Raw genomic sequence first — 15,589 nt, 5'->3', positions numbered from 1 at the left:
GAAAAAAGGGGGATGCTTCATGAATCAAGTCATCGAAACACTACTGAACCACCGCTCTGTCCGCTCGTTCACGGACGAGACGGTGACCGACGAACAAATCCGGCTCATCGTCGAGAGCGCCCAGCGCGCGTCGACGTCGAGCTTTATCCAAGCCTATTCCATCATCGGGGTGACCGACCCGGAGAAGAAAGCACGTCTGGCCGAAATCGCCGGCAACCAGCAATACGTCATCGACAACGGTCACTTCTTCGTCTTCTGCGCCGACCTATATCGACACGAGTTGATTGGAGAACTGCGGGAGGCCGAAGTGAATGCGACGCTCGAGACGGACGAGAAGTTGCTTGTCGCGGTCATCGATGCCGCGCTCGCGTCGCAAAATGCCGTCGTGGCCGCCGAATCGATGGGCCTCGGCATTTGTTACATCGGTGGGATTCGCAATGATATGTTCGCCGTGAAGGAACTGCTCGGTCTGCCGGAGCGGGTATTGCCGCTCTTCGGACTTGCCGTCGGTGTACCGGAGCACGTCGAAGGTCAAAAACCGCGCCTCCCGCTCGAACATATTTATCACGAGAACACATACGTCGCAGACGCCGAGCAACTGAAACAAGAACTCGATGCGTACGATGCGACGATTCACGACTACTACGCGGCCCGTGGGTCGAACCAACGAAGCGACACGTGGACCGGACAAATGGGACGGATGTTATCGAAACCGACCCGGCTCGACGTAAAAGACTTCTTGAAGACTCAAGGTTATTTAAAGCAAAATTAAGAACCGCTCAGGCGGTTTTTAATTTGGGGACGCTGTCTAAACAGAAGGAGGCAATCACGATAAAAGGAATCAAACCTTTATTGATTTGTACGTTGATTATTTCAATCATATTGATTGTGTTTACATCTCTTGAATTTCTAATCTTGAAAATACTCGGTCTACAATATGAATCGTTGTGGAGTCTGCTCCTCTTCTTCCTCGTATACGGACTGTCAGAGATCCCGATTAACTTGTTTCTGTCGGCTTTATTGAAGGCGTTGACGACTCTCAATGTCATCCAATCACATACAGGGATGTTAGCTTTGTTCCTTCACATCATGAGTACATTCATCATTGTTAACATCATTGACCGATTGATGACGTCTGTGTCGATTTCTCAACTGGGGATCAGTCTGTTCTCGCTTGTCACAGGTCTAGTAGGGTGGTTATCTATTCAACAAGATCCTGATCCTCCAAAACGAGGTTCAAAAGAATTTGAAGCTTACGAAAAAAGATGAGTAGAATTACCGGCGAGACAAATAAAGGAGCGGCTTTTCTCAATCGAGAGAAAACCGCTCCTTTATTTTCAATTTGTCTGAGCATCGAGCCAGGCGTGGTCAATGGCGCCGAATTGCTTGGCGACGATGACTCCATTTTCATCGAGGACGTACGTCGTCGGCATCGCCTGAATCCGATACGCATCCCCGACGATTCCTTCTTCGTCATAGACGACTTCGAACGCATCTTCATACGGGGCGACGAACGATTCGGCATCAGCGACATCCCGTTCGCTCGTCGTCGTATTGACGGCGACGATGGTCACATCGTCTTGTTCACGGGCAAACTTGGCCATGTCAGGCATCTCGGCCCGACACGGTGGGCACCACGACGCCCAGAAGTTGACGACGATCCGTTCGCCGCGCAACTCACTCAAGTTGAACTTCGTCCCATCCGTCCGCTTCAATTCGAAGTTCGGTGGCACTTGACCAATGTTCAAACCGGTCTGAGACGAACCGGCTTCGAGTCGTGGTGTCTCGTCTGGTAGGCTGGCGTTGATGATGGCGAGCACGACGATGAGACCGAGTCCGTATTGAAGGGTCTTCTGGGACGGTCGCGCCACGTAGGCGGCGACGGCGATTAGAAGGAAGAACGGAATGACCCACCACAACTCGAACGTACCGGTGACGATTGACCCGATCAACCAAATCGAAAATGCACCGACCCCCGTCCAGAGCAGTGCTCCGAGCGTCGGTGTCCGCATCCAGCGCCACGTCGCGATAAGCAGTAAGATGATGAGGGCGGCCATATAGAGATGGAGCGGTTGCGATGAAGAAAGCAGCGGGAGCGTCCCATATTTCGGGACGACGAGCGTCATCGCAAACCAAAGGAACAAGGCCGAGAACAACCAATAACCACGAAGGCTAGGCGAGAGCCGGTAGACGAAAAATGCAATCACACCAGCGGCGATCAGGATTGACCACGTGCCCCCGGTCGCATAAAGGGATAAGGCCAAACTACCCGTCGACGCGAGACCGAGGACGATTGCACTTCCTTTCCACGCGAGGAAACCGGCGAACCATGTGCCGAGGACGGCGTCGCGGTCTTTTTCCGATAAGCCGATTTTTTTAAAACCGATGTAGAGAATGAGCAGGCTGACCATCATAGCCAGTAAATCGAGTCGAACGTTCAATGGACCGATCGCAATCACACAATCCCTCCTAGAGAAAAAGCGCCCAGACGAGTGGGCGCTTTCTTTGTTTGTAGTATAGCATTAGCCGATTTGTTCTGCATTGAGGACAGTCTTCATCGCACCGTAGCCACCGAGGATGTTTTGGATATCCTTGTAGCCGAGTGATTGAAGCACGCTCGCGGCCATCCGTGAACGGACGCCTGACGCACAGTGAACGGCGATCGTTTGGTCTGTCGGGAGACCTTCGTGGTCGCGCGCCAACTTACCGAGTAGGATGCGCTCTGCTTTCTCATAGTGGCTCGCGTTCCATTCCGTCGCATTCCGGACGTCGAGGACGAAGACGTCACCTTTTTCAGCTGATTCAATCGCTTGTTCCGCTGTCACGTCCGTGTACGTTTCCGTCAAGAGTTCTTGATCGAGCTCTTCGACTGGGACGATGAAGCGGAGACGGTCGAGACCGATTGATTGAAGATCCGTCTGCACTTGTTCGACGTCTTCCGCGCTCGCGATGAGCGTGATGTCTTTGTCGAAGTTGACGAGCCAGCCGGCCCATGAGACGAATTTCGTGTTGTATGGGATGTTGATGGTGCCAGGGACGTGTCCTTTGGCGAATTCTTCCCCTGTACGTGTATCGACGACTTGTGTCTCGTCGACGAGCGTGTCGAGGCGGTCCGTACCGACGACTTCCGGACGAGCGATCATGTTCGTCACTTGAATGCCTTCTTTGTTTACTTTCTTCATCATTGCGAAGTAGTTCGGCGGTTCTGGTTGATCCGTCGTCAACTCTTTGATGAACGCATCTTGATCAGTCATTTGAAGTGCCCAGTTCGTCGCTTTCTCGTAACCGACTGTCGATGTCGGGATGGCGCCGAGTGCTTTCCCACAGGCACTGCCGGCACCGTGGCCCGGCCAGACTTGAACGAAGTCAGGAAGAGCTTTGAACTTCTTGAGCGAGTTGAACATTTGCTCGGCACCGATGGCTGTCGTTCCTTTTACGCCGGCTGCTTCTTCGAGCAGGTCAGGACGACCGATGTCGCCGACGAAGACGAAGTCGCCTGTGAAGATGCCCATCGGTTGTGTTTGGTTCCGGTCGTAGAGCAAGAACGAGATGTGTTCTGGCGTGTGACCTGGTGTATGCATGACTTCGAGTGTGACGTTACCGACTTTGAACGTGTCGCCATCTTTGACGAGTTTTGAATCGATGTCTTTCGCGAACGCATATTTCCATGACGCGTCACCTTCGTCTGAGAGATAAGCTGTTGAACCGGTGCGTTTCGCAAGCTCGAGTGAACCTGATACGAAGTCGGCGTGGATGTGAGTCTCAGCCGTCGCGACGATTTTCATGCCTTCTTTTTCAGCTTCCTGAAGATACGGTGTGATGTTACGGGCCGGGTCGATGACGACGGCTTCGCCGGTCATTTGGCAACCGACCATATAAGATGCTTGTGCTAATTTTTGATCATAGAAATAACGTAATAACATGTGGAATACCCCCTAAGAATAGTTGACTGTAAACGACTGTGTTTTTTTAACTGTATATATAGAAGATTGTTAGACCGTTTCACCTGTCCAGCACATCATGCCGCCATCGACGTTGACGCCATCGAAGCCGAGTGAGTCGAGGTAAGCCGAAGCGTTCATGCTTCGTCCGCCTGCCGCACAGATGACGTGAATCGGTTTCGAACGATCGAGCTCATCGACTTTCGCACCGAATTCAGAGAGTGGGACGTTTTTCGCTTGCTTGATGTGGCCACCTGCAAATTCGTCTGTCTCTCGAACATCAATCAAGTTAAGCGTCTCATCAGATTGAAGCAACTTTTCTAGTTCAGTAGTCGAAATGGTTTTCATGAGTGATAAATCTCCTTTGTGATTCAAGAATTTTTGAAGTGAGTTTCTTTCGTTGTTTTTAATATACCCCCTGAGGTATACTGAATGCAAGAAAAAGAATCGGAGGTCGAAAATTGAAGAAAATCATGATGATTGTATCGATTTTAGTGCTAGCGACGGTCGGAATCGTTCTTTTTACGTCAGATGAGAGTGAAATTACAAAAATCGACGTCGAAACACTACAAAACAGATTGGAAAACGAAGAAATAACCTTGTTAGACGTCCGAGAAGTGGATGAATACGAGGGGGGGCATATTGAAGGAGCGGTGAACGCACCACTTTCATCATTAAATGCAACCGAATTACCTTATCCGAAAGATGAACCGATTTATGTCATCTGCCAGAGCGGAAATCGAAGTGCTCAAGCGGCACAGCTGTTGCAAGAACGTGGCTACACGGAAATTTATGATATCTCAGGCGGCATGATTGCTTGGGAACAACAATAAAACTTACTTATATAGAGGGTAGGGAATTGGAGGAGTTAATATGGAATTTGGATTTATTATCACCATCTTTTTGATCGGCTTTATCGGGTCGTTCATTTCGGGGATGGTCGGGATTGGCGGATCGATTATTAAATATCCGATGCTGTTGTACATTCCACCGCTTCTCGGCTTCGCAGCGTTCAGCGCCCATGAAGTATCGGGAATCAGCGCGATTCAAGTTTTCTTCGCGACAATCGGTGGGATTTACGCATACCGGAAAGGCGGCTACTTGAACAAGCAGCTCATCCTGTATATGGGTGTCGCCGTGTTGATCGGGAGTTTCATCGGCGGCTACGGCTCGACGCTCTTGTCTGAGAACTTGATTAACGTCGTCTACGCCGTGCTCGCGACGATTGCGACAATCATGATGTTCTTACCGAAAAAGAACGTCGAGGACGTCCCGCTCGACCAAGTCACATTCAATAAAGTGATTGCAGCGAGTTCGGCGTTCGTCGTCGGGGTGGCCGCGGGAATCGTCGGGGCGGCAGGCGCGTTCATTTTGATGCCGATTATGCTCGTCGTGCTCCGGATTCCGACGAAGATGGCGATCGCGAGTTCGCTCGCCATCACGTTCATCTCGTCAATCGGCTCGACAGCAGGGAAAATCATCACCGACCAAATTGTGTGGGAACCTGCCGTCATCATGATTATCGCCAGTTTGATCGCCGCACCGCTCGGCGCGAACGTCGGTAAAAACATGAAGACGAAATCACTGCAGATGATTTTAGCGTTACTCATTTTAGCGAGTACAGTAAAAATTTGGATGGATATCATCGGGTGAGCGAATCACTCGTAATCGGCTACCGAGGCGACTCGGTAGTCTTTTTTTCGTAAACATTGCAATCGGATTGTTAAGTTTGTGTATAGTTGTAAACGTCAATTAGTTGAATTGAGTTCAAGGGAACGTTAAAATATAGCTTATACGTCTAAAAAGAAAATGAATCTTTAACTTGAATTCCATATAAGGAGTGTTTACATGAATCCCATGAATCAATCGAAAGGAAGGATGGACCGCTTCCGCCAGACGGCGCTCGACTCGTTCAAGACACACCGTCTGTTTTGGATGTTCACCATCCTGTTATGGACGAAGTCGCTGATCGCGTATCAGTTCTTCTTCAATATGCCGGCCGAGAACGCGGTCCAGGCATTCATCCTCATCATCAACCCGCTCAGTTTCACGTTGTTCCTGTTCGCTTTCAGCTTCTTCTTTGGGGGGAATAAGCGGAAGTGGGCACTGTACAGTCTGTACCTCGTCTCCTCGCTCATCTTGTTCGCGGATACGACGTACTATCGTGAGTTCACAGACTTCTTGACCGTACCGGTCTTGTTCCAGTCGTCGAACATGGAGACGCTCTCGTCTTCATTCCTGTCGCTTCTCGAATGGAAAGACTTGCTCCTATTAGGGGACCTCGTTGTGCTTCCATTCCTACTATGGAAGATGAACGAGACGAGCCAGGCATCGCAACGCCGCGTCTTAATCACGTTCGGTGCGGCCGCGGCCTTGTTCGGGTTCAACCTCGTCCTCGCCGAAACGGAGCGTCCAGAACTGTTGACGCGCTCGTTCGACCGAGAGCTGTTGGTTAAAAACTTAGGAACGTTCAACTTCCACGTCTACGACGCCATGCTCCAAACGAAGACGTCGGCCCAGAAGGCGCTCGCAGACGGTTCTGAACTGGATGAAGTCGAGAATTTCACACGTCAGAACTATGCGGCTCCGGACCCGGAGATGTTCGGGAAGTATAAAGGCAAGAACGTGGTCGTTGTCTCGTTCGAGTCGGCCCAAAACTTCACGCACAACATGAAAGCGTCGAACGGCGAGTACATCACGCCGAACTTGAACAAACTGATCGAAGAGTCCCACTACTGGCCGAACTATTACCATACGACCGGCCAAGGGAAGACGTCAGATGCCGAGTTCGCACTCGATAACTCGCTTTACGGCCTCTCACGTGGAGGAGTCTACTTCACGAACGCCGACAACGAATATAACGCGTTACCAGAAGTCATCAAAGATGACAACTATTACTCGGCCGTGTTCCACGCCAACAACAAATCGTTCTGGAACCGCGACCAGATGTATCAAAACATCGGCGTCGACAAGTTCTTTGACGAAGCCAGCTATGACCTCGGAAACCCCGAGGATATGACGGAGTGGGGTCTACTCGATGATGAGTTCTTCCGCCAATCGGTACCGATGCTCGAAGAGCTTCCGGAACCGTTCTACGCGAAGTTCATCACGCTGACGAACCACTTCCCGTATACGATGCCGAGTGAAAAGCACGAGCTCGTCCCGAAATTCGAGACGAACTCGACGACACTCAACAACTTCCCGCAAGCGCTCGCTTACCAGGATTATGCCCTCGGCTTGTTCATCGATGAGTTGAAGGCGAACGGCATGTGGGACGACACGATTTTCGTCGTCTACGGTGACCATTACGGGATCTCGACGAACCATAATGACGCGATGGCCGACTTGCTCGGCAAAGACGAGTTGACGCCATACGATGTGGCTAAACTTCAAGCGGTTCCGTTCGCGATCCACTTACCGGGCCAAGACAAGGGTGAAGTGCACGAGACAATCGGAAGTCACGTCGACATGAACCCGACGATTCAGCACTTGCTCGGAATCGATACGTCTGAACAGGTCGGATTCGGGAATGACTTGTTCTCGAAAGAGCATTATGACCGCGCCATCTTCCGTGATGGAACGGTCGTGACGCAAGACCATCTGTTCACGCAGTCGATGTGTTATGACGCCAAGACTGGCGAAGTCGCTGAAGATGGTGCAGCATGTACGCCACTTGAAGAAGAAGCGAATAAAATCCTTGAGATGAACGACCAGCTCATCTATTCGGATTTACTTCGCTTCAAGCAAGACCAATAACGAGGAGAGGAAAGGTTGGAGACAATCTTTTCTCTTTTTTTGTGGTCGTGGCGTGCTAGGAAGACTAAGATGAAAGCACAGTAGCTTTCCAAAGGAGAATTTATGACATTAGATTATACGGGAGAACGGGTCATCCCAGATCGCATGGACCCGCTGAACGGCTTGTTGCTCGAACATATCGCCCGTTACCATTTCGCCTTGTTATACATGAACGGACGCGTCCTCGATTTTGCGAGTGGGAGTGGATATGGCAGTCAATTGATTGCGAAGAACTTGAAAGGGATCGTGACCGAGGTCGTCGCTGTCGACTTGTCAGAAGAGGCGACACGTTATGCGAAAGGGCGTTATCACCATCCGAACGTCAACTATATCGTCGGCGATGTCGTCGACCGGACGTTGCCGGACAAACTGGGGACGTTCGATTGCATCGTCAGCTTCGAGACGATTGAACATGTCACCGACTATGAGGCGTTCATGGCGAACGTGTGGGACTTATTGAAGCCAGGCGGAATCTTGGTGTTGTCGACACCGTTCGGTCAAGGCGTTGGGCAACCGACGAATGAGCCCTTCCATGCCCATCAGTTCACTGAGGCCGAGTTTGAGGAATTATTTACGGCCTTCACATCGACCGAGTTCTATTACCAGCGAGGCGTGCTCGTCGAACCGAAGCGGGGGACGCGTCATTATCCAATCGGCATCACCGTCGCGGTCAAATAAAAAATCCCGATGAACGAGGTCATCGGGTAATGAAATAGTATAACAGGCCGAGCGCCAAAAATGAGACCGGGAACAAGACGATATACGTCCACGACACCATTGACCAGCTTTTCTTTTGATTGTAGTCTGATTTGTCTTTCCCGAGTCCGACCATGATCGTAAAAATGAGGGCAAGCACGCAAACGAGTAACGATAATCCAATTGTGAGATACATGTTGTCACATCCTTCATTGTTTCTTCATATATCAAGCATAGCTGAAAACAAAACGAAAAAGCCTCTGAAATGTTGGGATTCTGTGTCCAACAATCAGAGGCTTTTATCACACCTGGGTATCTTTTATATACGTGTCGGCATCATCGGTCGAAATGCCGAGCGCCTCGTGGATGACGGTCAAGGCGCTGTCGTTGCGCTTGTCCGTCTCGGCGGCGACACAGTCGCGCGGGACGTGGAGCTCATACTCGCGCATATAGCCGTCGTTCGCCGAGAACAAGATACAGATGTCCGAGGCGACACCGGTCAGGACGAGCGATGTGACCTCAAGTTGACGCAACAAGATATCGAGCTGCGTCCCGTAAAACGTCGAGTGCCTTGGTTTGATGATGAAATACTCTTTGTCTTCCGGTGCAATCCGTTTTGCGATAGAGCTGCCTTTCGACGACTCGACGTGACGGATGATATCCTCGGTGCTGTCTTTCCACTGACCGAAGTTGTCGTTGCAATAGATGACCGGCCAATCGTTCGCCTTAAAATGCCGCTTCAGTTTTAATATCGGGTCGACAATTGGCTCCGTGTTTCGAAGTAGGTCCTCCCCGCCGACAAAGTCGAAATCATTGAACATGTCGATGATGAGTAACGCCGTCTTTGACATCGTGGTCCCTCCATTCAAAATGAGTCTCACATTATGAAGTACCACTCTGCCGACTGCGTTAATCGTCATTCAGCGAACGTTTTGCTTCGGAATACGAATGCTGTGATGATATAGAACGCGACGATATGAATCAACACATAGAACGCCGAGAACCAAATCGTTACGTCCATTGTTTCCATGAAGCCAGGGCTCTGGTAATAAATCGACAGGTCCGTATGCAAGAAGACGATCCATTTGGCAATGTCCGGCTTCCAAGCGATGAGGAGTCCGCCGATCATCGTCGAAACGAAGTTCGCGAGCACGGTGAAGCCGATGACGACACCGACGGACTTGAAGACGACCGAGAACATGAGCGTCAAGAAGATGACGAAGACGCCGCTCGAGACACTAAGTAAGACGTTGCGGAACTGCTCGAACGTCAATGCTCCGTCGAGCGTCCAGGCGAAGCCATACGTGACGGCAAGGATGAACACGAATTGGACGAGCATGATCAAGAGCGCGGCGACAAGTTTCGAGAGTAAAATCCGGTCACGCGAGTAAGGGCTCATGAGCAAGTGCTTCAACGTATCAAATTTCAACTCATTTCCAATCATCTCGGCTGTGAACACGATCGTGAAAATACCGAGGAACGTCATGGCGGCCATCGTCGCATAGTTGACGAATGTTTCCGCGTCACCTGGATTGTCGCCGCTCCGGACGATGAAGTACGTCAAGATGATAATCCCGGTATACATGCCGAGCGCGATCAACGGTTTGATCGTGCGCCGCCACTTCATAAATTCATTGGCTAGTAATGAACGCATTGTTCGTGCCTCCTTCTTTCTTCGTCACTTTCAAGAACTGCTCCTCAAGGGTCTCGTGTTTCATGCCGATTTGATAGACCGCGATGTCGCGATCGACAAGATGTTTCAACAAGTGCGGGATATCCGTTTCCGGACGTGGGACGATGAACGTCTCGGCCGATTGTTGAATGATTTTCACGTCATCGAACGCGAGTGCGACGACATCGAGCGCCTCGTTCATTTGTTTGCGGTCGACTTTACAGAGGATGACGCTCTCCGTCTTCGCTTCGCCGTCACCTTGAATCGATTTGATTTGTCCTTGGTCGATGATGGCGAACCGATCGGTGATCAGTTCCATCTCGCTCAATAAATGACTTGAGATGAGGATGGCGATGCCGCGATGGTCGGCTAAATGCCGTAAGTAGTTACGCAAATCGGCGATTCCGGCCGGGTCGAGCCCGTTCGTCGGTTCGTCGAGAATCAAAACTTTCGGGTTATGGAGTAGGGCACGGGCAATCCCGAGGCGCTGTTTCATCCCGAGCGAGTATTGTTTCACTTTCATATCAAGTTTCGTCTCGAGTCCGACGAGGGCACCGAGGGCGTTCAAATCAACTTTCTTTAAGCCGGGAATCAAGTTCATCGCGTGAATCAAGTTCTCGCGGCCCGTCAAATATGGATAGAAGGCCGGGTTCTCGACGATGGCTCCGATGCGACTGAGCGCTTGTTGGCGATCTGTTGAGACGTCGAACCCGTCGACAGTCACAGTTCCGTGTGTCGTCGGCATGAGTCCGGTGATGATGCGGATCGTCGTCGTCTTCCCGGCGCCGTTCGGTCCAAGGAATCCGAAGATTTCTCCAGGGGTGACGTCAAAACTGACGTTTGTCAGGACGTTCGTCTGCCCCATTTTCTTGTGTACGTTTTGTACGGATAACATAAGGTCACCTTGCTTTCGTTGAGAGTATTTTCCAACTGGATTACCGTACTATACGGGGCAGATTGAAACAAGGTTTCACCTATTTTTGAAATTGTTGAAACAAACGCATGATTTCACAATTTGTTGATAAGGAAAACTTATTGAAATAGTATGGACGAATTGTGAATTTGAAAGGGTCTTTCCATATGGAAAGGTGTAGTATGGAGAGGAGAGAAAGAGGCAAGATTTGGCTCTTTTTGCAGGACGAATCAGAAGGATGAACTGCTTCGTGCTTAATGTTAAAATGAAAGCGTTCACACATCGGGCGCACAGGAACGGATAGGGGGATTTATTCAATGGGAGAGTCGTCGAACGGTCGCGAAGAAGTGCAAGCATTTTATGGTCCAAACTTAGGCTATATCGTTGAATTGTACGAGCAGTATGTGGAAGACCCAGAATCAGTCGATGCGGAGACGCGTCAATACTTTGACGAACACGGGGCACCGGAAACGAGCGCACCTGTCGCGCCGGCTGCATCGTTTGATTTAGAGAAAGTCGTGGCAGCGACACGGTTGGTCAATGATATCCGGGCACTCGGCCATAAAGCGGCCGACATCTATCCGCTCAAAGACCACCCGCGCGAGCACGGCTTATTTGCGTTTGACCGCTACGGGTTGAGTGAAGCGGACCTCGAGCAAGTACCGGCTCACTTGTTGTCGGAAGACGTGCCGAAGCCGGGTGCGAACGCGCTCGAGCTCGTTCGTCACTTGCTTGACGTCTATACAGGACCGGTCGCCATCGAGCTCCGTCACTTGGATGACATGGAAGAGAAGCGTTGGATTCGCCGCCGCATCGAGCAGGGCGCATTGAAAGCGAAATACTCGAAGAACGAGAAAATCGAGTTGTTCCAACGTCTAGCGGAAACAGAGTTGTTCGAGTCGTTCCTTCATAAGACATACGTCGGACAAAAACGCTTCTCAATCGAAGGGCTCGACGCGATGGTGCCGCTCCTTGACGCGATGGTCGGCGGCCTCATCTCGAGCGGGTCAGAACATATCAACATCGGGATGGCCCACCGTGGACGCTTGAACGTGCTCGCGCACGTGCTCGGCAAACCGTATGAGATGATTTTCGCTGAGTTCCAGCACGCTCCGAATAAAGAATTGATTCCGTCGGAAGGATCGATCGGCATCAACTTCGGTTGGTCCGGCGACGTGAAATATCACCTCGGTCTCGACCGCAGAGTGTTAGAAGAGAAGAAAGAGGTCCGCTTGAACCTCGCCAACAACCCGAGTCACCTCGAGTTCGTCGGTTCGGTCGTCGAAGGGTATACGCGCGCCGCGCAAGACGACCGCTCTGAAAAAGGGATGGCCGTCCAACATGACGACAAGGCGGCATCAATCTTGATTCACGGGGACGCCGCGTTCCCAGGTCAAGGCATCGTCGCCGAGACGCTCAACATGACGAACTTGAATGGTTATCGTACAGCCGGGACGGTCCACGTCATCGCCAACAACACGATTGGCTTCACGACCGACCCGAGCGACTCGCGCTCGACACGTTATGCGAGTGATATCGCCAAAGGCTATGAGATTCCGGTGTTCCACGTCAATGCGGACGATCCGGAAGCGTGTGTCGCTGTCGCTAAACTGTGCAGCGAGTATCGCGCCAAGTTCCATAAAGACATTCTCGTCGACTTGGTCGGCTACCGCCGCTACGGTCATAACGAGATGGATGAGCCGATGAACACGAACCCAGTGCTCTATAAGGCCATCAAAGAACACAAATCGGTCCGTCATGTCTATGCCGACGTGCTCGAAGCGGAAGGCGTCATGTCGAAAGAAGACAAAGCGACGATCGAGCAATCGATTGAAGATCGTCTCAAATCGGCCCGTGACCTCGTCCCGGCCGAAGAAGAAGATGCCGACATCATCTTGCCGGAAGCGGTCCACAAAGGCTTCCCGTTCGTTGAGACAGGTGTCGAACGTGACGTGCTCCAGCAATTGAATGACGAATTGCTCGTCTGGCCGGAAGGCTTCGGCGTGTTCCATAAGCTGCAAAAAGTGCTCGACCGTCGCCGTGACGCGTTCGCGGACAAAGGGAAAGTCGACTGGGGCCATGCCGAAACGCTCGCTTACGCCTCGATCATCTCGGACGGCACACCAATCCGTTTGAGCGGACAAGATTCGGAGCGAGGTACGTTCGCGCAACGTAACATCATGTTGAACGATGTCGAGACAGGCAAGAAGTTCTCGCCGCTCCATCACTTGTCGACGGCGAACGCCTCGTTCTCGGTGCACAACAGCCCGCTCTCGGAAGGTTCAGTGCTCGGTTTCGAATACGGCTATAACGTCTTCGCCCAAGACACGCTCGTGCTGTGGGAAGCACAGTACGGTGACTTCGCCAACTCGGCCCAGGTTATGTTCGACCAGTTCATCTCGGCCGGCCGCGCCAAATGGGGACAGAAGTCAGGTCTCGTCATGCTGTTGCCGCACGGGTATGAAGGCCAAGGGCCAGAGCACTCGAGCGCCCGTATGGAACGTTACTTGACGCTCGCCGGAGAGAAAAACTGGACGGTCGCGAACTTGTCGACGGCCGCGCAGTACTTCCACATCTTGCGTCGTCAGGCGAAGATGCTCGACACGGAACAAGTCCGTCCGATGATCATCATGACACCGAAGAGCCTGCTCCGTCATCCGCTTGCAGCCTCATCGGTCGATGAACTGTCAGACAATAACTTCCGTCCGATCATCGAACAAGTCGGTCTCGGTGAGAATCCGGACAAAGTCGAACGTCTCGTCTTCTGTTCAGGGAAGATGGCGATCGATCTCCAAGAAGCGACGATGAAGTCAGAGGAGTCACTCGACTTCCTGCACATCATCCGCGTCGAAGAAATCTATCCGTTCCCGGTCCGCGAGATCCGTGAATTGATCAGCCGCTATCCAAACACGAAAGAGATCGTCTGGGTTCAAGAGGAACCGAAGAACATGGGGGCATGGACGTACATCGAGCCGCGTCTCGAAGCGGTCACATCGAACCGTCTGAACGTCCGCTACGTCGGCCGTCGTCGCCGTTCGAGTCCGGCTGAAGGAAACCCGACAGCCCATAAACAAGAACAAGCACGCATCATCCGTGAAGCCATTTCACGTGACGCCGTCTCGGCTGCTGCCGGCACGAGCACATACCAAAAAGATCGTAAATAAGTTAAGGGGGAACTCATTGTGATCGAAATCAAAGTACCGGAATTAGCAGAATCCATTACGGAAGGAACGGTCGCGTCTTGGCTCAAACAGCCAGGCGACCATGTCGAAAAAGGGGAAGCCATCGTCGAACTTGAGACAGACAAAGTCAACATCGAGGTGCCTGCCGATGAGTCGGGTACGCTCGACGAGCAATTGGCGGCCGAAGGGGACACGGTCCAAGTCGGACAAGTGATCGCTCGCCTCAGCTCAGGTACTGGTGGCGGCACGGCTGTCGCGACGAAGACAAAAACGGAAGCGGCGACAGAAACTGCTCCAGCACCAGCTGAGACGAAAGTCGAAGCGGTCGGAGAAGCGAAGAAAGTCGAGCGCCGTGAAGAACATGTCGCGAGCCCAGGCAAAGGACCGATCGCGACACCGGCGGCCCGCAAATTGGCCCGTGAGAAAGGCATCGATTTGTCAGCCATCCAAACGAACGACCCGATCGGCCGCATCAACGTCCATGACGTGACGAGCCACGAGTCGAAACCGGCACCGACGCCAACGCCACAAGCACCGAAAGCTCCGGCAGCGGCACCGCAACCAGCAGCGAGCGGCAAAGACGAAGAGCGCATCAAAATGACGCGCCGTCGTCAAACGATTGCCAACCGTCTCGTCGAAGTGCAACAGACGGCAGCGATGCTGACGACGTTCAACGAAATCGATATGTCGGCTGTCATGGCGCTCCGCAAACGTCGCCAAGAGAAGTTCATCAAAGACAACGACGTCAAACTCGGGTTCATGTCGTTCTTCACGAAGGCGGCCGTCGCGGCACTCAAACGGATGCCGTACTTGAACGCTGAGATTCAAGGCAACGAGATCGTCTTGAAAAAATACTATGATATCGGTATCGCCGTGTCGGCTCCGGACGGTCTCGTTGTCCCGGTCGTCCGCGAAGCGGATCGCAAGAACTTCGGTGAGATCGAGAAAGACATCTTGCACCTCGCCGATAAAGCACGCAATAACAAGCTCGGGTTGAGCGACCTCACAGGTGGAACGTTCACGATCACGAACGGTGGCGTCTTCGGCTCACTCTTGTCGACACCGATCTTGAACGGCCCACAAGTCGCGATTCTCGGGATGCACTCGATTCAACTCCGCCCAATCGCTATCGACGCGGAAACGATGGAGAACCGACCGATGATGTACGTGGCGCTCTCATATGACCACCGTATCGTCGATGGTCGTGAGGCCGTGACGTTCCTCAAGCACATTAAAGACATGATTGAAGATCCAGAACAATTGTTGTTCGAAGCGTAATACAAGAAGGTCCATGCCGAGCGTGATATGCTCCCCAATAGGTAGACAGATGAAATAACAAATCTGTTTATCTGATTGGGGAGTGTTTTTTATGGCGAGAAGTCGGCATTCA

At 51.9% G+C, this 15,589-nt stretch carries 15 protein-coding genes; 8 read left to right on the top strand and 7 right to left on the bottom strand.

The window, feature by feature from the left end:
* Positions 1-19: 19 nt before the first annotated feature.
* Positions 20-772, top strand: a complete 753-nt coding sequence (gene nfsA, locus KNP82_RS10635; RefSeq protein ID WP_214827963.1) for an oxygen-insensitive NADPH nitroreductase — start codon at positions 20-22, stop codon at positions 770-772.
* The gene (locus KNP82_RS15690; RefSeq protein WP_353048233.1) at positions 679-1,269 is read left to right on the top strand and encodes a YrvL family regulatory protein; all 591 of its coding nucleotides are present in this window, start codon (positions 679-681) and stop codon (positions 1,267-1,269) included. Before nfsA ends, KNP82_RS15690 begins: the two co-directional genes overlap by 94 nt.
* 68 nt (positions 1,270-1,337) lie before the next feature.
* Here the strand turns inward: KNP82_RS15690 and KNP82_RS10625 are convergent, their stop codons facing one another.
* The 3 genes from KNP82_RS10625 to KNP82_RS10615 form a co-directional block, all read right to left on the bottom strand.
* Entirely contained in the window at positions 1,338-2,459 is a 1,122-nt protein-coding gene (locus KNP82_RS10625) for a TlpA family protein disulfide reductase (protein ID WP_214827959.1), read from the bottom strand.
* Between the two features lie 63 nt (positions 2,460-2,522).
* Positions 2,523-3,923: an MBL fold metallo-hydrolase gene (locus tag KNP82_RS10620; RefSeq protein WP_131472301.1), complete on the bottom strand. Its 1,401-nt coding sequence runs from the start codon at positions 3,921-3,923 to the stop codon at positions 2,523-2,525.
* 69 nt (positions 3,924-3,992) lie between these two features.
* Positions 3,993-4,289: a rhodanese-like domain-containing protein gene (locus KNP82_RS10615; protein WP_214755701.1), complete on the bottom strand. Its 297-nt coding sequence runs from the start codon at positions 4,287-4,289 to the stop codon at positions 3,993-3,995.
* A 113-nt stretch (positions 4,290-4,402) separates the two neighbouring features.
* Between KNP82_RS10615 and KNP82_RS10610 the strand changes: the two genes are divergently transcribed.
* From KNP82_RS10610 to KNP82_RS10595, 4 genes are all read left to right on the top strand, one after another.
* Positions 4,403-4,774, top strand: coding sequence for a rhodanese-like domain-containing protein (locus KNP82_RS10610; protein WP_242679019.1), 372 nt, complete (start codon positions 4,403-4,405; stop codon positions 4,772-4,774).
* 40 nt (positions 4,775-4,814) lie between these two features.
* Positions 4,815-5,594, top strand: a complete 780-nt coding sequence (locus KNP82_RS10605) for a sulfite exporter TauE/SafE family protein (protein ID WP_029595924.1) — start codon at positions 4,815-4,817, stop codon at positions 5,592-5,594.
* A 195-nt stretch (positions 5,595-5,789) separates the two neighbouring features.
* Positions 5,790-7,697 carry an LTA synthase family protein gene (locus KNP82_RS10600; RefSeq protein ID WP_131472305.1) on the top strand — a complete coding sequence of 636 codons (1,908 nt, stop codon included), beginning with the start codon at positions 5,790-5,792 and terminating at the stop codon, positions 7,695-7,697.
* Positions 7,698-7,799: 102 nt separating this feature from the next.
* Positions 7,800-8,414, top strand: coding sequence for a class I SAM-dependent methyltransferase (locus KNP82_RS10595; protein WP_029595922.1), 615 nt, complete (start codon positions 7,800-7,802; stop codon positions 8,412-8,414).
* 19 nt (positions 8,415-8,433) lie between these two features.
* On the opposite strand, the gene KNP82_RS10590 is transcribed toward KNP82_RS10595, so the two are convergent.
* The 4 genes from KNP82_RS10590 to KNP82_RS10575 form a co-directional block, all read right to left on the bottom strand.
* Positions 8,434-8,628 (bottom strand): hypothetical protein, encoded by a 195-nt coding sequence (locus tag KNP82_RS10590; protein WP_021066752.1) that lies wholly within the window; start codon positions 8,626-8,628, stop codon positions 8,434-8,436.
* A gap of 106 nt (positions 8,629-8,734) precedes the next feature.
* Complete coding sequence (locus KNP82_RS10585) at positions 8,735-9,283, bottom strand: cysteine hydrolase family protein (RefSeq protein ID WP_035385683.1); 549 nt, start codon at positions 9,281-9,283, stop codon at positions 8,735-8,737.
* A gap of 65 nt (positions 9,284-9,348) precedes the next feature.
* Entirely contained in the window at positions 9,349-10,086 is a 738-nt protein-coding gene (locus KNP82_RS10580; RefSeq protein WP_021066754.1) for an ABC transporter permease, read from the bottom strand.
* A complete protein-coding gene (locus tag KNP82_RS10575; protein WP_214827956.1) occupies positions 10,064-10,999 on the bottom strand; it encodes an ABC transporter ATP-binding protein in 936 nt (311 codons plus the stop codon). Before KNP82_RS10575 ends, KNP82_RS10580 begins: the two co-directional genes overlap by 23 nt.
* A 335-nt stretch (positions 11,000-11,334) precedes the next feature.
* On the opposite strand from KNP82_RS10575, the gene KNP82_RS10570 reads away from it, so the two are divergent.
* Together KNP82_RS10570 and odhB are read left to right on the top strand one after the other, a co-directional pair.
* A complete protein-coding gene (locus tag KNP82_RS10570; protein ID WP_214827953.1) occupies positions 11,335-14,181 on the top strand; it encodes a 2-oxoglutarate dehydrogenase E1 component in 2,847 nt (948 codons plus the stop codon).
* 18 nt (positions 14,182-14,199) lie between these two features.
* Entirely contained in the window at positions 14,200-15,477 is a 1,278-nt protein-coding gene (gene odhB / locus KNP82_RS10565; RefSeq protein WP_058763087.1) for a 2-oxoglutarate dehydrogenase complex dihydrolipoyllysine-residue succinyltransferase, read from the top strand.
* Positions 15,478-15,589 lie beyond the last annotated feature (112 nt).

Source organism: Exiguobacterium sp. s26, assembly GCF_018618235.1.
Taxonomy (GTDB): Bacteria; Bacillota; Bacilli; order Exiguobacteriales; family Exiguobacteriaceae; genus Exiguobacterium; species Exiguobacterium chiriqhucha.
Note: the sequence above shows the minus strand (reverse complement) of the source record. Positions and strands in the feature narration are given on the sequence as shown.